The following is a 22,384-nucleotide window of genomic DNA, read 5'->3' as shown; positions in this document are numbered from 1 at the left end:
GTCCTCGACGGCAATGACGACTATNCGTATCTACAAGAACATCATCGAGCGCGAGCGGCGCGGCGATTATCTCGGCGCCACGGTGCAGGTGATCCCGCACGTCACCGACGAGATCAAGAACTTCGTCCTCGACGGCAATGACGACTATGATTTCGTGCTGTGCGAGATCGGCGGCACGGTCGGCGACATCGAGGCGATGCCGTTCCTCGAGGCGATCCGCCAGCTCGGCAACGACCTGCCGCGCAACAACGCCGTCTATGTCCACCTGACGCTGATGCCCTATATCCCGACGGCGGGCGAACTGAAGACCAAGCCGACCCAGCATTCGGTCAAGGAACTGCGCGGCATAGGCATCGCGCCCGACATTCTTCTGGTGCGCGCCGACCGCGCCATCCCCAAGGAAGAGCGCCGCAAGCTGTCGCTGTTCTGCAATGTCAGGGAAAGCGCCGTCATCCAGGCGCTCGACGTGCCGCATATCTACGACGTGCCGATGGCCTACCACAAGGAAGGTCTGGATTCGGAAGTGCTCGCCGCGTTCGGCATCGAGCCGGCGCCCAAGCCGCGCATGGAGCCATGGCAGGCAGTCTCCAACCGTATCCACAATCCGGAAGGCGAGGTCACCATCGCCATCGTCGGGAAGTATACCGGCCTCAAGGATGCCTACAAATCGCTGATCGAGGCGCTTTCGCATGGCGGGCTGGCCAACCACGTCAAGGTCAAGCTCGACTGGATCGAATCGGAGATCTTCGAAAAGGAAGACCCGACGCCATGGTTGGAGAAGGTGCACGGCATATTGGTGCCCGGCGGCTTCGGCGAACGCGGCTCGGAAGGCAAGATCCTGGCGGCCAAATTCGCACGCGAGCGCAAGGTGCCGTATTTCGGCATCTGCTTCGGCATGCAGATGGCGTGCATCGAGGCGGCGCGATCGCTGGCCGGTGTCGAACATGCCTCGTCGACTGAATTCGGCCCGACCAAGGAACCTGTCGTCGGTTTGATGACCGAATGGCTGAAAGGCAACATGCTGGAAAAGCGCAGGGCGACTGGCGATCTCGGCGGCACCATGCGGCTCGGCGCCTATCAGGCCGAGCTCGCCAAGGGTTCGAAGATCGCCGACATCTATGGCGACACCCAAATTTCCGAACGTCACCGGCACCGCTACGAGGTCAATATCGACTACAAGCAGCGCCTGGAGGACTGCGGGCTGGTGTTTGCAGGCATGTCGCCCGACGGTGTGCTGCCGGAGACGGTCGAATACCCCGACCATCCCTGGTTCATCGGCGTGCAATATCACCCCGAACTGAAGAGCCGGCCGCTCGATCCGCATCCGCTGTTTGCCAGCTTCATCGAGGCGGCGGTGGAGCAGAGCCGCCTGGTCTGACGGCTTCCATGCGGACCTATGTCGCGCTTCTCTACAGCATCATCCTGGGAGAGGGGCGGCGGGTCGTCATGTCCGACCTCAAGGCCATGGCGGAAAGCCTCGGCCTGAAGAATGTCCGCACCCTGGTGGCGACCGGCAACCTGGTCTTCGAGAGCGAAAGGATCTCGGTCGCCGGACTCGAGAAGCTGCTGGAATCCGCGTTCGAACAGGCCTTTGGCCGCCACGTCGATATCATCGTCCGTGCCGCCGAAGACTGGCGCAAACTCGCAAGCAGCAATCCATTCCCGACCGAGTCGGTGGAAGCCGGCGACCAGGTGGCGGTGCGCGTAATGCGCAAACCTGTAGCCGAAGACGCCATATCCGGGCTTCAAGCCTGTGCCGCCGCGGACGAGAAAGTGCTTCTGGTCGGCGGCGACATCTGGGTCGTCTTTTCAAGGGAGAGGCCCAGCTCGCGCCTACTTGCCGCTGCCAACCACAAGCGCATGGGCGTCGGCACCTCGCGCAACTGGAACACCGTGCGCAAGCTGGCCGAAATGATCGCGCGGTAAAGCGGGGCGGCTCGGGGCCGCCCCGCTTTGGTTTCATCAAGCTTTCGCCATCTTGGCGCTGGCGCTCACGGCCGCAGTGCGCAGCACGTAGTAGATGACGCCGGCAATCGCCACGCCGAAGAACCAGCCATAGACGCCCCACCAGGACGGCAGCCAGTTGGTGAAGTTGGGCAGGATCGACGAGAAGATGGCGCCGATGCCGGCGGCGATGAAGGCATTGACGTGCCAGCCACCCTGGAAGCGGAACTCGCCGTCCTCGCGATACAGCGCCTCGACGTCGACTTCACCTTTGCGGATCAGATAGTAATCGACCATCATCACGCCGAAGATCGGCCCCATCGTTGCGCCGATGACGTTGACGAAGGAAGCGGCACTGCCTTCCCACGGTGCGAAGGGATAGAGCACCAGCGCGATGACGGCCGCGATGTAGCCGCCTTTCTTGAAGTCGATCTGGCGGGGAAAGACATTGGAAAAATCGAAGGCCGGCGAGACGAAGTTGGCCACGACATTGATGCCGAGCGTCGCCACCGCGAAGGTCAGGGCGGCAAGGGCGGCCAGGAACCAGCTGTCGAACTTGGCCGAGATCTGGTCGGGGTGCAGCAGCACCTCATGGTATACGTCGTATGCGGCGATGGTGGTGACGCCGGCGACCAGCGAGAACAGGATCAGGTTGATAGGCAGGCCCCAAATATTGCCCTTGCGCAGCGATGCCTGGTCGGGGGCATAACGGGCGAAATCGCAGAAGTTGAGATAGAGCGCCGAGAAGTACGTCACCCAGATCGCCGCCACGGCAAACAGTGCGGTCCAAGACCCTGGATCACCAGGGACCCCCGCATCCTTGGTCTTTTCCAGCAGTACATCCATTGGAATATCGCTGGTGAAGGCGAAGGTTCCTGATTTGACGCAGAGATAGACCGCCAGGATCAGCATCATCACCCAGACCGCCGGGCCAGCCCAGTCCTGGAAGCGGCGCACCGTTTCCATGCCGCGTTGGATGATCAGCAGTTGCAGTGCCCATATGACTACGAAGCAGATTACCTCCAGGCCGGAATGGCCAAGGAAATGGGTGTTGGCGTTGAAATCGGCGAACCATTGCGAGCGGATCAGCAATGCGACGATGGCGCCTGAGGCGGCCGCTGTCTGCGCGCCGTACCAGAAGCAGGCGACGATGGCGCGCACCAGTGCCGGAATGTTGGCGCCCCAGATGCCGAAGGAGGCGCGGGCGAGCACGGGGTAGGGCACACCGGTCTTCACACCGGCGTAACCAACCATGTTCATCAGTGCGTAGATGATCAGCGAACCGATGCCGATGGCGATGATGAAATTGACGAAGCCGCCACAAAACAGAAACAGGCTGGCGGCGAGGTAGTAGCCCCATAGGCTATGGACGTCCGACGTCCAGACGTTGAAGATCGAGAACGGTCCCCAGTTCCGAACCTTGGCAGGAGCGAGGTCTTCATTATACAGGTCAGGCGATGCGCCTTGTATCGTCATTGCAATGTCCCCTTCTTGCAGCACGCGCCCTCACGCGTTGACCGCAGAGGTTACGCCTGACGCAGGGGAACCGGCAAGCAATCGATTTGCCGGCTTTGGCCTTAAAGATATTCAATGCGAACGGCGATTATCGACAGGCCCTGATGGTGAGCCGCTTTTGAAACAGGGCTGCCTGTTGATTCGAATTCTCGATCCACGGCTTCCAGTTTGCCCTGCTGCAGCAGATTCTGGGCCGTCATCGTGTCGGCGAGCGCTATTCCAGCGCCATTGATCGTCTCACGCATGATCAGCGTACAATCATCCAGCGTCGTGTTGGATTTCGGCGTTGTGTTGATTCCGGCGGTCTCTGCACAAAACGCGGCGAGCAGATGTTCGATATGAAGGCCGACATGGGCGGTGCGGCCGCAGTGGTCGGCCTGCTGATCGCGCTGGCCCGGCAAGGCAGCCCGGTGCACGTCCGCGGCGTGCTCGGCATTGCCAAGAACGTCGGCAACCTGGTGGCCGAACCGTTGCGCGCAGATCGTCAACCTGCTTGCCGATCTCCAGGAGAAACCCGCATCGCATGTATATCGGCTCGATCGTCGAGGAGGGCCCGGCGGAAGAGGTGTTTTCAGCCCCCGCCCACCCTTACAGCCAGGCCCTGATCTCGGCCGTTCCCGTCGTGCAGACGACGCCCAGTGGGACGCGTAAGCGCCCCCCGATGCCCAATCGCGGTTGAGCGCTGCCGATCGGAACGGCCGGAGTTGAGGGAGCACCAATCCGGCCGCTAAATTTCTTTAAACATTTCTGTTTTCCGTATGGAACAAATGGCCAGGCGGGGCGTTTCACAGGGTTCGATCGAGCACATCTCGATCGACCGGGAGGAAACAATGGACTACCTGCATTTCTTTGCGCCCGTGCGGATATCGCGCGGGCAGGGGCATCCTGTAGAAGAAGTGGATAGTGTTGCCGAGGCGATGGTTTTCTTGCGTAAATGGCCGACGGGACGACGTGGCCCAGTGTATCAGTGCGCGCTGAATTGCTGCTCGGCTGCCCTGTCGGGACAGATGTCGGCGGAGGAAGCCAGAAAAGCGTTCACCGGATTCGCCCGGATCACGCGGCTTCTCGACGATGACATGGCGCTGCCGATGGGCAGCGACAGCATGGCGAGCATACACGCGCTGCGGCGATAGCCGCCACGCCCCTTTGCTTCTGGTGGATCGCGCCCGTGACGGACGCGATGGAGGTTGTGTCTGCCCTTTCGGGACATGTCGAGGTATCGCTTCTCAATTCTCCCTGAACCCACAATCGAGCGAATCGCGAACCGGCGTCAATATCAAGCATGCTAGAAGCAAAACTCGCCATTGCACCTGGATTGGACAGACCGGCATTGCCGGCTCTACCATCGCCGGTTGACGACCCGCGGGCGAAGAGGCGAAGATCTGACGTGGCCGATCCTCGGATCGTCAATGAACTCGCCCAACCGCTCCATCAACGGCTTGCATGCCGCCAACACGGTAAAGTTCGTGCTTGAACGACTCCAGCAGAACAGTCCTCTGCGGGTAGAACTGAACACGCAGGGCAGAGACGCCGACGCCGCGCGCCGCATTGCGGTTGAACTCCAGTTGTTGCAGCGCCATGCCGGACGTCCCGCCGTGGGGAAAACGAATGTCTATTCCGCAGGCATCACGATTTTGGCCGCGTTTCCCAAAGAAGCGCGATACCTGACGCCGGATACAACTCTGCTGGTGCACGAACGAAGCCTTGACGCCCCGCGGTCCGCCGCGCTGATTGTCACGCACACCTTGGCTCAGGCCTCGTCGCTGGCCGACCGCATCGTCGTTCTGGAGGGCTCGCCAGCAGATATCATGCGTGACGTCCGGATTGCGCGGGATGACGGATCGGCTTCACGGTGTTTCGCAGCCGGAGCGCAGGCAGGCGGAGCGGGATGAAACTTGCGCTCTCGATCCTGCTGCTTCTGTTGGTCGCCGCGCCCGGGTCCGCGGCACCGCGGACGATGGTGATCGGCTATATCGGCCAGACGCGCATGCCACCCCTGCCTTTGGGACCGCTCGACCAGCCCGTCAGCGATGACGGCCTGCAGGGCGCGCGGCTGGGCATCGCCGACGACGACGGGACGGGGCGCTTCCTGGGGCAGAATTTCAAGCTCGAAGAACGCGTCCTGAAGCCAGGCGAAGCGCCGAAGGACGCAATCGCCAGCCTGGCCGCCACGGGCGTCACTTTCGTCGTGGCCGATCTCGACGCGGCCACGCTGAGCCAGGCGGTTGCAGCGCCCGTAGCGGACAAGATGCTGTTCTTCAACAGCCGCGCGCCCGACGATGCGCTCCGCCAGCAGGACTGCCGCAAGAACCTCCTGCATACGGTTCCAAGCCGCGCCATGCTCGCCGACGGCCTGGCGCAATATTTTGTTTGGAAACGGTGGCAGCGCTGGTTCCTGCTCGTCGGCCCGCATCCTGCGGACCAGGCGATGGCGGCAGCGTTGCGCCGTTCGGCGGCACGCTTCGGCGCCGAGATCGTCGTCGACAAGCCGTGGACGTTCCGGCCGGCCAATGGCCGGGCCGACACCGGACATGTCACGCTGCAGACCGAAATACCGGCCGCCACCCAGGTCGGTGATTACGACGTGCTGGTCGTCGCCGACGAGGCGGACGAGTTTGGCGCCTATCTCGAAGGCCGAACCGCATTGCCGCGGCCGGTCGCCGGGACGCAGGGGCTCGTGGCGATCGGGTGGAGCGCGGTCAACGAGGAATGGGGCGCAACCCAACTTCAAGATCGGTTTCGCAAGCAAGCCAAGCGCTGGATGACAGCTTACGACTACGCCGCCTGGCTTGCCGTGCGCAGCATCGGTGAAGCGGCAACACGCCTGCGAAGCCTCGATCCCGCGGCGATTACGGCGTATTTGCGAAGCGGCGACTTCCTTCTCGCCGGCTTCAAGGGACAGGGTCTGAGCTTCCGGCCATGGGACGGCCAGATGCGGCAACCTATCCTGATATCGGGACCGCGACTGCTCGTCTCCAGTTCGCCGCAGCCGGGTTTCCTGCACCAGCGCACGCCGCTCGACACGCTGGGCATCGACCTGGAGGAAAGCGCATGCAGGTTCTGATCGCGATCCTGCTGTCGATGTCCATCGTGGCCGGACCTGCCGCCGCGGAGACAATCTACGTGTCGAACGAGCAGGACAACACGGTGGCGGTGGTGGATGGCGCCAGCATGAGCCTGTCCACGACCATCAATGTGGGAAGGCGCCCGCGCGGAATGGCGCCTTCGGTAGACAAGAAGCTGCTCTTCGTTGCTGTTGGCGACGACAACCGGATCGACATTGTCGATCTTGCCAAACGGCAGGTGATCGGCCAGCTCCCCTCGGGAGCCGATCCGGAGTTTTTTGTCGTGCATCCCGACGGTAAACGGCTGTTCGTCGCCAATGAGAACGACAATCTGGTTTCGGTGGTCGATATCGCCTCCGCCAAGGTTATCGGTACTGTCGACGTCGGCGTCGAACCCGAGGGCATGGCGGTCAGTGCCGACGGCCGCTACGTTGCCTGCACCTCGGAGACCACCAGCATGGTGCATCTCATGGATGCCGGCACGCTCGAACTCCTCGACAACCTCCTGGTCGACACCCGTCCGCGCGCCGTGGCGTTCTCCCCGGATGGAAAGCAGCTTTGGGTGTCTTCCGAAATACGCGGAACCGTGACCGTCTTCGACACCACGTCTCGTGCAGAGACCGGCAAGATCGAGTTCGAGGTCCCTGGTATCCGCCGCGAGGGCGTCCAGGCGGTCGGCATCGAAATGGCACGCGACGGCGCCACTGCCTATGTGGCGCTCGGTCCGGCCAACCGGGTGGCCGAAGTGGATACCAAGACGCTGGCGGTGCGCCGCCTCTATCTCGTCGGCCAGCGGCCCTGGCATGTGGCGCTGTCCGATGACCAGAAGCGCCTGGTCAGCGCCAATGGAAATTCCGGCGACATCTCGTTCATCGATCTGGAAAATGAGGAGGTGGTGAAGTCGGTGCCGGTGGGACGCGGCCCCTGGGGAGTGGTGATCGGTCCATGAAGGCGCTGTCACTCGAAGGCCTCGGGCACAGCTTCGGAGAGCGGCGGGTCCTCGATGCCGTGTCGTTCTCGGTCGCTGAAGGCGGGATGTGCGTGCTGCTCGGACGCAACGGCGCCGGCAAGACGACGTTGTTCTCGCTGGTCACCGGCCTCTACCATGCCCGATCCGGCCAGATCGATGTGTTCGGCCACTCCATGCGAACCGATCCGGGCGCCGCACTTGCCCAGATGGGCGTGGTCTTCCAGCAGCAGACGCTCGACCTCGACCTCACCGCTGCCGAAAATCTGCGCTATCACGCCTCACTGCATGGGCTGGAGACCGGCATCAGCGAAACGAGATTGCGCGAGGAACTCGACCGGCTGGAGGTTCTCGACCGGTGCGACGAGCCGGTCCGTTCGCTATCGGGCGGTCAGCGGCGGCGCGTCGAAATCGCTCGCGCGCTGATGCACCAGCCGCGTATCCTGCTGCTCGATGAGCCGACGACCGGGCTCGACGTGCCTGGGCGCCGGGCGATCGAGCAGCACGTACGCGCGCTGTGCCGGGAACGAGGTATTGCTGTTCTCTGGGCGACGCATTTCCTGGAAGAGGTATCGGCCGGCGACGACCTGGTGGTGCTGCACAAGGGCAGGCTGCGCTGGGCCGGCGGCGCCGGCCGCGTCGCCGCGGATCTTGCGGTCGGCAGCCTCGCCGATGCATTCGATCTGCTGACGGAGGCGGGATGAAGACACCTCACGCGGTGCGGGCGCTCATGGGAATCCTACGCAGGGAGATGTTGCGAACGCTTCGGCAGCGCGGCCGGCTGCTCTCGGCGATCATACGGCCTTTGGTCTGGCTCGCCATCTTCGCCGCCGGCTTCCGCTCGGTGCTTGGCCTGTCAATCACGCCGCCCTATCAGACCTACGTGCTCTACGAGGTCTATGTCGTCCCTGGGCTGGCGGCCATGATGCTGCTCTTCCATGCCATGGCAAGCTCGCTGGCAATGGTCTACGACCGTGAGATGGGCAGCATGCGCCTGTTGCTGACAGCGCCGCTACCACGCTGGTATCTGCTTGCCGCGCGGCTGCTGGCGAGCGTCGTCGTCGGTCTGCCACTGGTCTATCTGTTCCTGCTGATCGCGCGTTATTGGGACGTGCGCCCGCCGCTTCTAGGCTACCTCGCCGTGTTTCCGGCGTTGGTCCTGTCAGGCCTGATGCTGGGCGCGTTCGGGTTGCTGGTATCGTCCGTTTCGACGCAGATGGAGAACTTCGCCGGCGTGATGAACTTCGTCATCTTCCCGACGTTCTTCGCCTCGACGGCGCTTTATCCGATATGGCGGCTCGCCGAGGCGGGGCCGGTGCTGGCTACGATCGCCGCATGGAACCCGTTCAGTTCGGCGGTCGAACTGATACGCTTCACGCTCTATCTGCGCTTCGATCCCGTTTCCGCCATTGTCGTTCTCGCCTGCCTCGTCGTGTTTTTCCTGGCGGCAGTGGTCGGCTACGACCCCGGCCGCGGCCTGTGGTCCCGGCGCGGCGGCGAGGGCTGATTATTTCAAGGCGTAGAGGTAGGCGGCGATATCACGCGCCTGCTGCTCCGTGATCCCAGTCGATGGCATGGCCGTGTGCGGATTGATCTCCCTGGCCGCTCGTATCCAACGGATCAGGTTCTCCGGATTGTTCGCCAGCACGCCACCGATAAAGACCCGGTCGGCAAGGCTGGAATCGAGGCGTGGACCAACCTGGCCCTGTGCCCCCGGCACGCCGGGGATCGTATGACATCCGGAGCACCCGTTCGCGATCATGATCGGAATGGCGCGCGCGCCCAAGCCGCCGGTCGCCATGTCCGATTCGTTGCGAACACGATCAGCGCGGTCGGACCACAAGGTCGCCGCGGCGACTGCCGCGGTCAGCAGCAGGATCGCGGCGAGCGCGCCGCTCACCATCCTAGCCAGGCCGGAGCGCATGGGTTACCTCTCTGGTTCCGCTCTTGCTTATCCAAAGGCCGGCAAGCAGCAAGGCGGCTCCGCCATAGATCAGGCCAGCCGGAACCCACATCACCAGTCCGGCGAGCTGCTGGTCCTCGATGGGGGTTAGGCCCCAGAGCGCCGCGCCTCCGGCATTTTGCGGGTACCAGAGTCTGGGCGACAACAGCAGGAGCACGCCGAGCAGACCGGTGTGCAGTGACGTGAAGAAGAGATGCATGACCGCGCTGCCACAGGCCTGCTGGCGGCCGGAACGCGGCAGAATCACCCACCAGAACAGCAGGGCTGTGCCGAGGAAGCTCGCATGCTGGGCGTAGTGCAGCACGCCCTGCTGAAGCGCTGCCTCGAACAGGACGGGAACGTGCCAGATCCAGATCGCGATACCGTGGATGATGGTTGCGTTGAGGGGACGGCTGGCAACGGTCCAGATCGCCTGGACAATCCTGCCGTGCGTGAGCCTTCCCGTCCCTCGGCGGAGTGCGGCTGGCAATGCCCATATCAGGGCCGCGCCGGGGCAGGCGGCGACAAGGAGTGGCGCCGCTACCGCCATCAGCAGTTCATGCTCGATCATGTGGGCGGCAAACACCCGTTCGCCAAGCGCATGGATCGGGCTAACCAGTGCTCCGGTCAGAACGCCCCAGCCGGCGGCAAACAACAGAACCTGCCGCGTCCGCTCGGAGCGGCCCCGGCTGCTGCGGCGCCACAGCCGGCTCGCTCCGAGCGCATAGATGAGCGCGATTGCGGCCAAAGGGAGCGTGATGGGAAAGGCAAGCGTCCATCCCGCTTGGGGCGCGCCGGCGCCATAGCAGATCGAGGTTGAGAAAAAGGCCTCGAAGCTCATCGCAGGCACTCGTCGAGAATGAGCGCGGCGCTGCCCTGCATGACGATGACGAGGGCAAAAAGCAAAGCCGCAAGAATGCCGAGATCGGCGACGAATTGCTCGGTCCCGCGCGTGCGCTCCGGCTTGAAAGCCGCGCCCCCCTGCCGCCGTGCCCGCCAAGAAAGCACGCCGCCGAGAAGCGAAAGCAAGGCCAGCAGCAATGCGATCGGAAGCACGACCGGAATCTGGCGATTGCACTGCCACGGAACAAGCGCGTAGTTCAGCTGCGTCGAGATTGCCCAAGCCAAAGGCCCCGACAGAAGACCACCCCAGGACGTTCCCAACCGCAGCGCGCGCATCAGCCTAGCCTCGGTACCCAGTAGATGAGCAGGTAGATCGGGATCCAGGTGAGCACCACGAAATCCCAATAGAATACGTTGTCGCCCACATCGCCGAATCGCCGGCCGCTATAGCCATGGCGAGTGAACATCAGCACCGTCAGCACGATCGTGTCGCCCACGTCGGTGATCAGATGCGTGGTGTGCAGTCCAAGCAGCACCCAAAGCATCGAGCCGTACGCGTTTGTGTCCCAATAGATGTTCAACGCCGGGAACTCGAACCAGCGCACCACGAGCGGGGCGAGACCGAACAGCGACATCACCACCATGCCGATTCGCACCGGTACCATTGCGCAATGCTTGGCGTAGCGATTGAGGATGTGGTTTGGGACTAGGCTGGCGATCAGCAACAGGGTGAGGATGGTTCCCGGCCAATGGTTAGGTTCCGGGGCGCTCAGACGCCAGTTGGGCCATGACATCGCCAGGTAGAGATAGGCGCCGGCCGCCAGCGCGAAGCCCGTCCCTTCCAACGCCATGAAGCCGAGTGTGCCCCACCAGGTCGGGCTGCGCGGACCATGGCCGAACGTAGGGAGAGCGGAAAGGTCGGTGACGGGCCGCTGGTTCATTCCTCGTCCTCCGGATCGCCCTTGGGCCAGAACCAGCCGACCAGCGTGAGTGCGATCGGCACGGCGCCCCAGACGATCGCCCACGGCGTGAAGATCGAGTAGAGGAACGTGCCACCCACGGCGATCGCCGCCAGCAGCGGCCAGATCGACGGCGTCGCAGACTTCTCGCGAATGTCAGGGTAGGCCTCCGCCACAGTCGAGATGAGCAACTCGCGGACATCGACGCGGAGTCCGGTTGCGACAGGGAGCGCCGCTCGTTCGGCCCACAGCGGCTCGACATTCGTCACGATCGGAATGCGCGTGAAATTGTAACTTGGAGGCGGGGACGACGTGGCCCATTCCAGGGTGCCGGCATCCCAGGGGTTATCCCCGGCCGGAGCCCCTTTCAATGCGCCATGTATCAGGTTGAAAGTGAACAGCACGAAGCTCAGGAAGAACAGCACCGCGCCGGCACTGATGAACAGGTTGATGTTTCCCCAGCCAAGCTCCGCCGGATAGGTGTAGACCCTGCGCGGCATGCCCCAAAGGCCGACGAGATGCATCGGGAAGAAGGCCGCGTTGAAGCCGATGAAGGCCAGCCCGAAATGCCAGCGTCCGAGACGTTCACTCATCATGCGCCCGGTGATCTTGGGGAACCAGAAATAGGCCGCGCCCAGCAGCGGGAATACCGATCCGCCGATCAGCACATAATGGAAATGGGCGACGACGAAATAGGTGTCGTGCACCTGAAGGTCGAGCGGCACCGAAGCGAGCATGACGCCGGTTAGCCCGCCGATAACGAAGATGAAGAAAAAGCCGAAGACGAACAGCAGCGGCGTGCGGATCACCGGTCTGCCATCCCACAAGGTCGCCAGCCAGCAGAAGATCTGCACGCCATTGGGGATGGCGATCAGCATGCTGGACGCCGTGAAGAAGCTCGCCCCGAGCTTCGGCAATCCCGTCGCAAACATATGGTGAACCCAAAGGCCGAACGACAGGAAACCCACCGCGATCAGCGACAGGACCAGCCCTAAATGGCCGAATGTCGGTCGCCGGGCAAAAGCGGGAATGATGGAGGAGACCATCCCTGTCGCCGGCAGGAAGATGATGTAGACCTCGGGATGACCGAAGAACCAGAACAGATGCTGAAACAGCAGGGCGTCGCCGCCCTCCGCGGGATTGAAAATGTGGGTTCCGACAAGCCGGTCGAGAATGAGGAAGGTCGAGGTGATCATGACTGCCGGCATCGCGAAGACGACGACAAAGGAAGTGACCAGCAGGGCCCACACATAAACCGGTATCTTGTCCAGCGACATGCCGGGCGCGCGTTGCTTGAACACGGTGACGATGGTGGCGACGGCGACGGCGAGCGACGACACTTCGGTATAGGTGATCATTTGCGCCCAGACGTCGGCGCGCTTGCCCGGGGAAAATTCCGGTCCGGATAGGGGCACATAGGCGAACCAGCCGACGTCCGGCGCCATGTTGAGGAGGAATGAGGTCCAGGCAAAGACCCCGCCCGAGACGTAGATCCAGTAGCCGAATGCATTGAGCCGCGGGAAGGCGATGTTGCGCGTGCCGACCATCAGCGGCACCAGATAGATACCCGTTGCCTGCACGATAGGAACAGCGAACAGGAACATCATGGTGACGCCATGCATCGTGAACAGCTGGTTGTAGAGGTCCGGCCCGATCAGCCCACGCTGCGGCCCCGAGAGTTGGATTCGCATGGCGACCGCGTTCAGCCCGCCAAGGCACAGGAAGATGAAGGCCGTGATCAGATAGCGCCTTGCGATGACCTTGTGGTCGACGCTCGACAGGGCTCCGATGATGCCGGGCGGCGTGCGCCATGCCCGCGTGAGCCAGTGGTGCAGGCTGGCATCGTCCATGCCGGTATCGCGCGGTCCGTCATGCTCGGGAGCCAGGTCGCCCTTGGTGGCGGTCTCGCGTTTCGGCGGCAGGTCGCGTTCGCTGGTCAGATCCGCGCTGCTCATTTCAGACCCTCGAGATAGGCGACGATGGCGTTGAGTTCGTCGCCGTTGAGCTCCACCACAGGCATGTGGGAACCGGGCTTCACGCCTTGGGGGTCCGCTATCCAGGCGGCGATATTGCCTCGGCTCATCGTCAACGTGCCGGCGGCGAGCGTTCGCCGGCTGGCAATATGCGTCAGATCCGGCGCGATGGTTCCTCCCGCTGGAGTGCCCCCGATCCTGTGGCACATCACGCAGGGGCGCTTTAGAAACAGGTCCTCGCCAGCCTTGGCCTCGTCGCTCGCGGGAGGGCCAGATGGTTGCAACTGGTCGTTCCACCAAGCGTCGAACTTTTCCTTCGGCTCGGCGATGATGAAGGTGCCCATGTTCGCATGCTGCGCACCGCAAAACTCGGCGCACTGGCCGCGATATACGCCAGGCTTGTCGGCCTTGATGTCGAGCACATTGATATGACCGGGGATGAGGTCAAGCTTGCCGGAAAGGCTCGGGACCCAGAAGGAATGGATCACGTCCGTCGATGTCAGCAGAAGCCGCACGGGCTCCCCGGCGGGGATGTGGATCTCGTTCGCCGTGGTCAGGATGCGGCTCGGCGTGGCGTCTTCGTAGCGCACTTCCCACCACCATTGGTGGCCCGTAACGCGAATGGTGAGCGCGGCGTCGGAGCCGATCGCCGCAAGCGTCCTGTTGGCGAAGAAACTCAGCAAGGTCAGCCCGACCACGATCACTGCGGTCAGCCCGACGGCGATCACGACAACGCGCAACTTTCGATGATCGGCGCCGGCGTCGAGCACGAGCGGCTCGGCGCCGTCCCGCGACCGCATCATCAACGGCGTGGCAAGAGCAATCATCACCAGGACCCAGATCACCGCGCAAAGCGCGGTGAAAAACCAGATGAGCCATGCCAGCTCACTGGCAGCGGGCCCTTTCGGGTCGAGCGCTGATTGCCATCCCGAGCATCCCTGCAAAAACATGACGCAGGCCGTGCCGAACCCGGTCGACGCAAGGCGCTTCACGGTGATTTCCCCAGTGTGGCTGCATCCGGCATGCGGTTTTCCGACGGATGTGGCATCATGTCGTCATTGCGTTGCGGCGCGGCGGACGAGGGTGCGTTGCCACTCAGCGAGCGAACGAAGGCGGCAAGCTCCCAAATCTGGTCATCGGGAATCTTGTCGCGGAAGCTTGGCATGCCTTTTGGCCGCCCATCGCGGATGGTAGCGTGGATGCTCTCGATCGAACTGCCGTAAAGCCATTTCTGGTCCATCAAGGCCGGCCCCATGCCGCCGCCGCCATTGGCATGACAGCCCGAACAGTTGAACCAGCTGAACAGGCGCTTGCCCTCGCTGAGGTGGAAGGCATTGGCCTCGAAGCTGGCTGCCTTGTTGTCGCTGGCGGAGGGCCGCTGTCCACCGGGTTCCAATGTCGTCACGGGCGTCGGCTGCTCGCCCGATCCGAGCGAGGATTGCGGGCGCGTGTCCCGCTCCTCGCGCTGGCATGCCGTAAGCGCTAGAACCGTAAACAAGAGCATGGCGGCACCATGCTTCATCGCACTGGGCCCCCCGGGCCATCGAGGCGCGGCACGCCGTATTCCGACAGCAATGCGTCGATCTCGGCCTTGTGCCTGGCCAGCGCGCTGTTCACATCGCCACGCAGCGCATCGTCCTCGCGCCGAACGCCCATCGAGATGTCGTAGATCATTGGCAATTGCGGTCCGTCGATGCGAGGCGTGACGGGCGTGACGCGGAGGGGCACTTTCTGCTTGGCCGCGAAGTAGCCGGCGAGCGGGCCCCAGACGACGGCAAGATCGATGTCGCCGGTCGCCACCGCTTCGACGATGCGCGCCGGAGGGTTGGGTGCGGAGTAGTCGCCATAGACGGGATAGCCGACGAGATGCCCGACGATGCCGCGGCGGCCGAGCGCCTGGACAGGAGGCGAATTGACACCGTCGTCGCCGATTAGTTGCACGCCGATCCGCATGCCGCGTAGCCGCGGATCGTTGAAGGACGCCACATCCGGACTGTCCTGGCGGGTGACAAAAACATAGGACGACCGATAGTAGGGTGTGGTGGTACGCAGCATTTCGAGATTGGCCGGCGTGCCGGGCACGAGATCGCAAAGGCCGGCCTTCAACGTGTTGCGCACGAAGCCCCGGCGCTGTGCCCACCACGTATAGGTCAGCTTGGCGCCGAGATCGGCTGCCACGATCTCAGCGATCCTGTTCTCGAAGCCCTGACCGGCGGCGTTGGAGAAGGGCATGTTGTTCGGGTCGGCGCAGACCCTCAATTCCCGGGCATTGGCTGCCGCCGGCAAGAGCAGCAAGGCAAGGGCGGCCATGGCGGTTGCCATTCGCTGGAGCGCCTTTCGCGCCTGGCGCGAGGCCCGCTTGAGTGGCTCAGGGCAGCCGGAACACATAGAGCGTGCCTCCCGCCGTTGTCGCGTCCTTGAGATCCTTCATCGCGTTGACGAAACCGAGGGCGGCGGTGGCGTCGCGCGGATCGAGATCGCCGGACACGATGGCGCCGGCCCAGCCGCCTACACCCGACAGGATCGCCACATATTGGTGTCCGTCGGGACCGCGATATGTGATGGGCTGGCCGATGATGCCGGACGACGTCTTGAACTGCCAAAGCAGCTCGCCGGTCTTGGCGCTGACCGCCTTGAACCAACCCTCCATGGTTCCGTAGAAGACGACATCGCCGGCGGTCACGACCGCGCCGCTCCACACCGGGAAGTTCTCCTTGAGGGTCCAGGCGGGCTTCTCCGCGGCGATGTCCCAGGCGGTGAAGGCGCCCCGGTTCCCACCAGGCCCGGGGATCATGCGCACGTTCATGCCGACATAGGGCGTGCCGGCGATGTAGTTCACCTCGACGCCTTCTTCGTCCATGCACAGATTGTTATGCGGTATGTAGAGCAGCCCTGTCTTCGGCGAGAAGGCGGAAGGCTGCCAGTCCTTGAGCCCCGACGCGGTCGGGCAGATGTCGCGGACGACCTTGCCGGTACCGGTCTTCTTGTCCGGGTTTTCGATCAGACGGCCGCTGTTGAGGTCGACACCCTTGCTGGAATTGACGGGACCGTAGGGCTTCGCGGACAGCACTTCGCCGGTGGTCCGGTCGAGAATGTAGAGATAGCCGTTGCGCTCGGGCCGGATCAGCACCTTGCGCGGCTTGCCCTGCCAGTTCATGTCGAGCAGGACCTGCTCGTTGATCCCGTCATAGTCATGAAGGTCATGCGGGCTCCACTGGTAGAACCATTTCGCCGCTCCGGAATCGGGGTCGCGGGCGAAAATCCCTGACGTCCATTTGTTGTCGCCGGGCCGCAGATCCGGGTTCCACGGTCCAGGGTTGCCGGTGCCGTGGAAGATCAGGTTGAGATCCGGGTCGTAGGAAATCCAGCCCCACATGTTGCCGCCGCCGATTTTCCAGGCTTCCGGCGGCCATGTCGTGACGCCAAGGTCCTTGCCCTTGTCCATGTCGTAATGCGGCTTGAAATCCGGGCCGATCAGCACGTCCTTGTCCGGTCCGGTGCCGTAGGCCGTCCAGACGACATGACCGTCGCCGGCGTCGAGCGCCTTGACCCAGCCGCGGACGCCCATCTCGCCGCCTGAATTGCCGACCAGCACTTTGCCTTTCACCACCAACGGCGCCATGGTGATGGTCTCGCCGATGTTGATGTTGCCTATATGGGAGTTCCAGATCGGCTGACCGGTGTTCGCATCGAGCGCGATGGTGTGACCGTCCAGTGTGTTGAAGAAGATGCGCCCGTCCGCGAAAGTCGCGCCGCGATTCACGACGTCGCAACAGGCAACCCCTTGCGCCGCGGGTTCGGGATTGGGTTCGAACTTCCATTTCATCGGCGCGCCCGGCTTGGTGAGGTCGAGCGCGTAGACGACGTTGGGGAAGGGGGCCACGATGTACATTGTGCCGCCGACGACCAGCGGCGCCGCTTCCTGGCCTTTGTTGACGCCGGTGGAGAAGGTGAAGGCCACCTGCAGGTTCTTGACGTTGCCTTCGTTGATTTCGGTGAGCTCGCTGTAGCGGGTCGACGCGTAGTTCTTGGCCGGCATCGTCCATTGCCCATCGTCGCGCGGCGCGGCGGAAGCAGGCGGCGAGATCGCCGACAGTGGCGGAGCTTCGGAAGCGCCCGTCAGCAGGGGAGTGCAAGCCAGCAGCAGCACCGCAAGGAAGCTCTGGAGACGTTTTCCCGCTGCCGCCGGGCGGTTCGTGCGTACCGCGTCAACGCAGGGTGTTGCACGCCGCGCTGCTTGCTTCATTTCGGTGTCGCGCCTCCGACGCCTGAACCGAGTTCCGCCGCGATGTCGGCCTCGGTGCCCGAGCACAGCGGGTGACCCCAGCCGGAGGCGCTTTTTCCGCCGGGATCGAGATCATAGATGATGGCATCCTTACGGTTGGGATTGACGCCTGCCGGGACCTTGTCGAGGTCGAGAGCCGCGCGAACGCGCCAGGCGACATTGTGGTCGGCGCAAGAGGAATCGCCACTGACGCCAAGCGCGCCGACGATCGTTTTGCCGTCGTAAAGGGCCAGGCCCCCGCCAAACACGACGACGCCGCCGATAGGCTTGCCGACCAACGGATCGTTGGCGCTGCCGAAGGTTTTGGGATCGCCCGCATATGCCGCGGCTTGGTTGACGGGGTTGGTCGCCTGTAGTCCGAACAGCGGCCCACCCGGTTGCACGCCGGCGTAGAGATTGGCCGTCGACAGGGCCATTTGAGCCAGGCTGAGACCGTTGGCGGTGTTGGCTTTCTCCGCTGCGATGAGCCGACTCCCCGGCCATTGCGAATCGACCGCGGGGCCGCTGAACGCAATCGCGCAGACAGTGCCGTCGCGGGCAACGATCGCGCCCCATTCGTTGGTTTCAAAGCCGCCATTGGCTGGTCCGCCGCTTGCCTTCACGTTGGCTTTGAGGACTGTAAGCAGCCTATCGTGATCGGCTGGACAAGGCTGCTGAGCCATGGCCTTGTCATCGTGGAGCAGGTCACCCATCAGCAGCAGCAGACCAAAGACAGATAAGAAAAGCTGACAGCGATACATTGTCTTGGGCATTCGGTCGAACATCAAGNACTGTAAGCAGCCTATCGTGATCGGCTGGACAAGGCTGCTGAGCCATGGCCTTGTCATCGTGGAGCAGGTCGCCCATCAGCAACAGCAGACCAAAGACAGATAAGAAAAGCTGACAGCGATACATTGTCTTGGGCATTCGGTCGAACATCAAGAGAACCCTGGCAGATCGTGGAACGCGAGCAGGCGTCCGCGCCTAACTCGCATAATGCTTCTATGTTCCTGCTTCGGAAAAATTCGTGCCGTTGGATTTGAAGGCTGGTGCCCAGCCCAGACTGTCCGTGTCGTCCCCAGCCCCCTTTGGCTGGCGATAAAACCGGACAACTCATGTGCTTACGTCGGTGCCTGGACCGAGCCCACGACGATTTAGGGGGTCGGCCTTTGGGATGCCAGAACCATCTGAGGTGGCTGAACCGACTGAGACAGACATGGACGACGGGTGGGTGCAGGGCGTCAGCAGTTAGGCCAGCAGCAAGCCGCCGACGATGGCGATACCGAGTGGCCGGCGAAGCCCGGAACCCGCGCCGCTGCCGAGCGCCAGCGGCAAGGCGCCGAGCAGGGCCGCCATCGTAGTCATCATGATCCCCTGAACCGCAGGATGCAGGCGGTAGGTGGCATCTTCCGCTTACGGATTGCGCGTTCGCGGCCATCGAGCGCGAAGTCGATCATCAATCGCGTTCTTCCTGACGATGCCGACGAGCAGGATCACGCCGATGAGCGCGATCACTTAAAACAGCTTCACTAAGGCCAAGAAGGCGGCGACGCCTGCCGATGGCAGCGTCGACAGGATCCTGACGCTGATCGCAAACCGTGGTCCATCGAGAACAATGTCTTGCCCGTAACGTAAATTGAAAGCGGGCCGGTGGCCTATGGCCCTGCGTCAGGTTATTTATTAGTCCTGTCTAAGATTAAGCCGGAGGCCCTGAAAATGCAGCAGGCAAAGCAAATCTTGGTGACCGGCGGCGCAGGTTTCCTGGGATCATTTTTATGCGAGCGGCTCCTTGCTGAGGGCCATCAGGTAATTTGTGCAGACAACTTCTTCACAGGAAGCCGCAGAAACGTCTCTCATCTCCTCGATGACCGATCGTTCGAGATTATTCGTCATGACGTGACATTTCCACTCTACGTAGAGGTGGACGAAATATACAATCTCGCCTGTCCGGCGAGCCCCGTCCACTATCAGTCCGACCCCGTCCAGACGACCAAGACCAGCGTCCATGGCGCGATCAATATGCTCGGACTGGCCAAGCGGGTTCGCGCACAGATTCTGCAGGCGTCCACCTCCGAAGTCTATGGCGACCCCGAAGTTCATCCGCAGTTGGAAGACTATTGGGGCAGAGTGAACCCGATTGGCCCTCGTTCCTGCTATGACGAAGGCAAGCGATGTGCCGAGACCCTGTTTTTCGACTATTGGCGACAGCACAAGCTGAGGATCAAGGTAGCCCGTATTTTCAATACCTACGGTCCTAGGATGCGTCCCGACGACGGTCGTGTCGTTTCCAATTTCATCGTGCAGGCGCTGCAAAACAAACCGATAACGGTCTACGGCACTGGCCAGCAGACGCGTTCATTCTGCTACGTCGAGGACCTCATCGACGGTCTGGTACGTCTTATGCAGACGTCCGACGATATCACCGGTCCTGTCAATCTCGGCAACCCGGCGGAATTCACGATGCTCGAGCTCGCGAATCTGGTGATCGAACTTACCGGAAGCGGATCGAAGATCAGGTTCTCGCCTCTACCCGTGGACGACCCAAAGCAGCGGCAGCCCGATATCCGATATGCTTCCCGCGAACTCAAATGGAAGCCAAAAATTGCATTGCGTGCTGGCCTTGCCAAGACCATTTCGTATTTCGAGGACGTGCTTTCATCTGGGCACATTCGGCCCGCCGCAGCCGAATGAAGACGGTCCTGGTAACTGGCGGGGCCGGCTATATCGGGTCGCACTGCTGCAAAGCATTCGCCGAATCCGGATGGTCGGTTGTTGCCTTTGACAACCTTTCGCGCGGCTGGCGCGACGCGGTGAAATGGGGACCGTTGATCGAAGCCGATATTTCCGACGCCGCCGCTGTGGCGGCCGCCCTGGACCAGTATCGGCCGGACGCCGTGGCGCATTTCGCTGCCTACGCTTACGTTGGCGAGTCAGTCGAGCGGCCGGAACTTTACTACCGAAACAATAGTTTCGGCACCCTGGTCCTGCTCGAGGAAATGCTGAAGGCCGGCCTGGACAAGCTGATTTTTTCGAGCACCTGCGCAACTTACGGGATTCCGACGCGGTCTCCGATAGACGAAACGCATCGACAGTCGCCCATCAATCCCTATGGCTGGTCCAAATTCATCATAGAAAGGATGGTCGAGGATATCTCGCTTGCTCGCGGCCTCAACGCGGTCGTACTTCGGTATTTCAATGCGGCCGGATGTGACCCCGACGGCGAAATCGGCGAAAGGCATGAACCGGAAACACATGTCATCCCGCTTGCCATAGCGGCGGCAGTGAAGCCAGGCCGCACCTTCGTCATCAACGGGGCCGATTTCGATACCCGCGACGGAACCGCCATGCGGGACTACGTCCACGTTGTCGATCTCGCGCGCGCCCACGTCCTGGCAGGGGAGAAGCTTCTCCGGGACAAGGGCGTCCACGTCTACAACCTCGGAACCGGAGCCGGCACAACGGTGGCAGAACTGGTCGACGCCGTCAGCCGGACTTCGGGAATACGGCTTCCGGTGGCTTACGGGCCGCGCAGGCCAGGCGACCCGCCAGCGCTTGTTGCCGAGGCCGGCAAGGCCGAGCGGGAACTCGGTTGGGTGCCCGAACAATCGGGCATCGACAGGATCGTCGAGACAGCACTGGCTTGGCATCGCAGCCGATTGGAAGAAATATAGCGCAGGTGGGCTACCGCGCGGTCAGCAAGCGATCAAGAGCGCCAGCAACCGCGCCGAGCGAAAAATTTTCCTCTATCCGCTTTCGCGCCGCCTGTCCGAGGCGCTCTCGCATGACCGGATCGTCCTTAAGTTTCTTCAGCGCCCGTGCAATGGCCGCCGGCTCGTCCCTTGGAACAATGAGGCCGCCGGATGCCTCGCCATTCGCCAAGATGTCGGGTAGGCCCTGTGCGTCGGTGGCAACGATCGGAAGGCCGCAGGCCATCGCCTCCAACGGTGCGACGGGCATACCTTCGGTGCGGGACGCTGTGACATAGGCATCCGCCGCCGAAAGCCAACGCCGTATCAAAGCCCGGTCCGTGGTATAGTCGCAAAGCCATCTCGCATTCGGTAGAGCGGCCTCGCTCAACAGCCTGGCAAAAATGTCTCGGTCCTGCCCCGAGCCGATGATAACCAGTTCGGACGAAGCATCGCGCGAAAAAAGGGACCATGCGTTCAGGAGCACATCCAGCCCCTTCCGGCGAACGTCGATGCGTCCGTGGTTGACGACGACGAAGTTCCCGCTCGCTAAACCGAGATCTTGCCGCGCCTGCCGACGCTCGATCGCTATCCACTCTCCGCAATCGATGGGGTTGGGGATATTGGCGATGTTGAGCGCCATGTGCGGGTAAGCTTTGGCGAGGCGTTCACGCTCCGCTGCCGATGCGACGATCAGGCCGCTGCAGGCACGGAGAGAAGCCTGCCTGGCGATCGCCTCTATCCAGGAGAGCGTCCGGTCGCCGCCCTGGAACGTTGCATAGAGCGGAATCCGCATACGGACTGCCAGCCAGGCAAGCGCATCAAACCGCGTGTATTCGTATTCCTGAACGAGAATTGCATCACATTGGGATCGGGCGAGCACCTTCCGGAATGCCGGGAGCGGCGTCGCGGACCAGCGCCGCAGACTGTGAGCCGCTGCGGAGTGACCTTGACGCGCGCGCGCGCCGGGAACAATCCAGATCGGCGCGCCCGTGCCGGCATGGTAGTGGCATTCTATCCGCGAAGCATTTTCGGAAGCGCACACGATGACCGGCCTATGCCCGGCCAGTTGCAGAGCGGAGGCGTAACCGAACAGCCAGCCGCCGGTCATCTGTTCGACGAAATCCTTAAGCCGCAATCCTATCGGATCGAGGAATTCCTCCACGACGTCGCCCCATGGAAAGAGGGCGATGACGAGGGAAGAGCGGCGGCCCATCAAGTGCCTC

At 62.7% G+C, this 22,384-nt stretch carries 24 protein-coding genes and 2 pseudogenes; 12 read left to right on the top strand and 14 right to left on the bottom strand.

Annotation, left to right across the window (positions count from 1 at the left end; genetic code table 11):
• Positions 1-13: 13 nt before the first annotated feature.
• Together X742_RS0137730 and X742_RS147815 are read left to right on the top strand one after the other, a co-directional pair.
• A pseudogene (locus X742_RS0137730) lies at positions 14-1,378 on the top strand (CTP synthase); the annotation flags it as partial.
• Between the two features lie 8 nt (positions 1,379-1,386).
• Complete coding sequence (locus X742_RS147815; protein ID WP_023773787.1) at positions 1,387-1,926, top strand: DUF1697 domain-containing protein; 540 nt, start codon at positions 1,387-1,389, stop codon at positions 1,924-1,926.
• A 36-nt stretch (positions 1,927-1,962) separates the two neighbouring features.
• On the opposite strand, the gene X742_RS147820 is transcribed toward X742_RS147815, so the two are convergent.
• Both X742_RS147820 and X742_RS1000000175900 read right to left on the bottom strand, forming a co-directional pair.
• Positions 1,963-3,420: an NCS1 family nucleobase:cation symporter-1 gene (locus X742_RS147820; RefSeq protein WP_023773786.1), complete on the bottom strand. Its 1,458-nt coding sequence runs from the start codon at positions 3,418-3,420 to the stop codon at positions 1,963-1,965.
• 101 nt (positions 3,421-3,521) lie between these two features.
• A complete protein-coding gene (locus X742_RS1000000175900; protein WP_245275592.1) occupies positions 3,522-3,704 on the bottom strand; it encodes a hypothetical protein in 183 nt (60 codons plus the stop codon).
• Positions 3,705-3,788: 84 nt separating this feature from the next.
• Here X742_RS1000000175900 and X742_RS1000000175895 point away from each other — a divergent pair, with 84 nt between their 5' ends.
• The 8 genes and pseudogenes from X742_RS1000000175895 (at position 3,789) to X742_RS147850 (ending at position 8,998) form a co-directional block, all read left to right on the top strand.
• The gene (locus X742_RS1000000175895; protein WP_348524183.1) at positions 3,789-4,064 is read left to right on the top strand and encodes a hypothetical protein; all 276 of its coding nucleotides are present in this window, start codon (positions 3,789-3,791) and stop codon (positions 4,062-4,064) included.
• Positions 3,983-4,190: pseudogene (locus tag X742_RS1000000172840) on the top strand (peptide ABC transporter ATP-binding protein); the annotation flags it as partial. The gene X742_RS1000000175895 and the pseudogene X742_RS1000000172840, both read left to right, overlap by 82 nt.
• A gap of 99 nt (positions 4,191-4,289) precedes the next feature.
• The gene (locus X742_RS147830; protein WP_015317826.1) at positions 4,290-4,592 is read left to right on the top strand and encodes a DUF982 domain-containing protein; all 303 of its coding nucleotides are present in this window, start codon (positions 4,290-4,292) and stop codon (positions 4,590-4,592) included.
• Between the two features lie 276 nt (positions 4,593-4,868).
• A complete protein-coding gene (locus X742_RS1000000171550) occupies positions 4,869-5,351 on the top strand; it encodes a hypothetical protein (protein ID WP_023773783.1) in 483 nt (160 codons plus the stop codon).
• A complete protein-coding gene (locus X742_RS147835) occupies positions 5,348-6,523 on the top strand; it encodes an ABC transporter substrate-binding protein (protein ID WP_023773782.1) in 1,176 nt (391 codons plus the stop codon). The genes X742_RS1000000171550 and X742_RS147835 overlap by 4 nt, the downstream gene beginning before the upstream one ends.
• On the top strand, positions 6,511-7,473 hold the full coding sequence (locus tag X742_RS147840; protein WP_023773781.1) for a PQQ-dependent catabolism-associated beta-propeller protein: 963 nt from the start codon (positions 6,511-6,513) through the stop codon (positions 7,471-7,473). Before X742_RS147835 ends, X742_RS147840 begins: the two co-directional genes overlap by 13 nt.
• Positions 7,470-8,195, top strand: a complete 726-nt coding sequence (locus tag X742_RS147845) for an ABC transporter ATP-binding protein (RefSeq protein ID WP_023773780.1) — start codon at positions 7,470-7,472, stop codon at positions 8,193-8,195. The genes X742_RS147840 and X742_RS147845 overlap by 4 nt, the downstream gene beginning before the upstream one ends.
• Entirely contained in the window at positions 8,192-8,998 is an 807-nt protein-coding gene (locus X742_RS147850) for an ABC transporter permease (protein ID WP_023773779.1), read from the top strand. Before X742_RS147845 ends, X742_RS147850 begins: the two co-directional genes overlap by 4 nt.
• Here the strand turns inward: X742_RS147850 and X742_RS147855 are convergent, their stop codons facing one another.
• The 11 genes from X742_RS147855 to X742_RS1000000176585 form a co-directional block, all read right to left on the bottom strand.
• Positions 8,999-9,415, bottom strand: coding sequence for a c-type cytochrome (locus X742_RS147855; RefSeq protein WP_023773778.1), 417 nt, complete (start codon positions 9,413-9,415; stop codon positions 8,999-9,001).
• The gene (locus X742_RS147860) at positions 9,396-10,274 is read right to left on the bottom strand and encodes a cytochrome c oxidase assembly protein (protein ID WP_023773777.1); all 879 of its coding nucleotides are present in this window, start codon (positions 10,272-10,274) and stop codon (positions 9,396-9,398) included. Before X742_RS147860 ends, X742_RS147855 begins: the two co-directional genes overlap by 20 nt.
• A complete protein-coding gene (locus tag X742_RS147865; protein WP_023773776.1) occupies positions 10,271-10,612 on the bottom strand; it encodes a hypothetical protein in 342 nt (113 codons plus the stop codon). The genes X742_RS147860 and X742_RS147865 overlap by 4 nt, the downstream gene beginning before the upstream one ends.
• The gene (locus tag X742_RS147870; RefSeq protein ID WP_023773775.1) at positions 10,612-11,217 is read right to left on the bottom strand and encodes a cytochrome c oxidase subunit III; all 606 of its coding nucleotides are present in this window, start codon (positions 11,215-11,217) and stop codon (positions 10,612-10,614) included. The genes X742_RS147865 and X742_RS147870 overlap by 1 nt, the downstream gene beginning before the upstream one ends.
• Positions 11,214-13,190 carry a cytochrome c oxidase subunit I gene (gene ctaD, locus X742_RS147875; RefSeq protein WP_023773774.1) on the bottom strand — a complete coding sequence of 659 codons (1,977 nt, stop codon included), beginning with the start codon at positions 13,188-13,190 and terminating at the stop codon, positions 11,214-11,216. Before ctaD ends, X742_RS147870 begins: the two co-directional genes overlap by 4 nt.
• Positions 13,187-14,158 (bottom strand): cytochrome c oxidase subunit II, encoded by a 972-nt coding sequence (coxB, locus tag X742_RS147880; RefSeq protein WP_051407673.1) that lies wholly within the window; start codon positions 14,156-14,158, stop codon positions 13,187-13,189. Before coxB ends, ctaD begins: the two co-directional genes overlap by 4 nt.
• Positions 14,159-14,196: 38 nt before the next feature.
• Positions 14,197-14,730: a c-type cytochrome gene (locus tag X742_RS147885; RefSeq protein WP_023773772.1), complete on the bottom strand. Its 534-nt coding sequence runs from the start codon at positions 14,728-14,730 to the stop codon at positions 14,197-14,199.
• On the bottom strand, positions 14,727-15,596 hold the full coding sequence (locus X742_RS147890; protein ID WP_023773771.1) for a substrate-binding domain-containing protein: 870 nt from the start codon (positions 15,594-15,596) through the stop codon (positions 14,727-14,729). Before X742_RS147890 ends, X742_RS147885 begins: the two co-directional genes overlap by 4 nt.
• Positions 15,577-17,454 (bottom strand): methanol/ethanol family PQQ-dependent dehydrogenase, encoded by a 1,878-nt coding sequence (locus X742_RS147895; RefSeq protein ID WP_023773770.1) that lies wholly within the window; start codon positions 17,452-17,454, stop codon positions 15,577-15,579. The genes X742_RS147890 and X742_RS147895 overlap by 20 nt, the downstream gene beginning before the upstream one ends.
• On the bottom strand, positions 17,451-18,185 hold the full coding sequence (locus X742_RS147900) for a heme-binding protein (RefSeq protein WP_245275591.1): 735 nt from the start codon (positions 18,183-18,185) through the stop codon (positions 17,451-17,453). The genes X742_RS147895 and X742_RS147900 overlap by 4 nt, the downstream gene beginning before the upstream one ends.
• Positions 18,186-18,720: 535 nt before the next feature.
• Positions 18,721-18,837: an efflux RND transporter permease subunit gene (locus X742_RS1000000176585; protein WP_023784064.1), complete on the bottom strand. Its 117-nt coding sequence runs from the start codon at positions 18,835-18,837 to the stop codon at positions 18,721-18,723.
• Between the two features lie 351 nt (positions 18,838-19,188).
• Between X742_RS1000000176585 and X742_RS147905 the strand changes: the two genes are divergently transcribed.
• Together X742_RS147905 and galE are read left to right on the top strand one after the other, a co-directional pair.
• On the top strand, positions 19,189-20,163 hold the full coding sequence (locus X742_RS147905) for a UDP-glucuronic acid decarboxylase family protein (RefSeq protein WP_023773766.1): 975 nt from the start codon (positions 19,189-19,191) through the stop codon (positions 20,161-20,163).
• Complete coding sequence (gene galE, locus X742_RS147910; protein ID WP_023773765.1) at positions 20,160-21,143, top strand: UDP-glucose 4-epimerase GalE; 984 nt, start codon at positions 20,160-20,162, stop codon at positions 21,141-21,143. The genes X742_RS147905 and galE overlap by 4 nt, the downstream gene beginning before the upstream one ends.
• A gap of 10 nt (positions 21,144-21,153) precedes the next feature.
• On the opposite strand, the gene X742_RS147915 is transcribed toward galE, so the two are convergent.
• Positions 21,154-22,269 carry a glycosyltransferase family 4 protein gene (locus X742_RS147915; RefSeq protein WP_245275590.1) on the bottom strand — a complete coding sequence of 372 codons (1,116 nt, stop codon included), beginning with the start codon at positions 22,267-22,269 and terminating at the stop codon, positions 21,154-21,156.
• Positions 22,270-22,384 lie beyond the last annotated feature (115 nt).

Origin of the sequence: Mesorhizobium sp. LNHC229A00 (assembly GCF_000502415.1) — a bacterium.
GTDB lineage: Bacteria > Pseudomonadota > Alphaproteobacteria > Rhizobiales > Rhizobiaceae > Mesorhizobium.
This window is presented reverse-complemented; position numbering and strand designations above follow the sequence as displayed.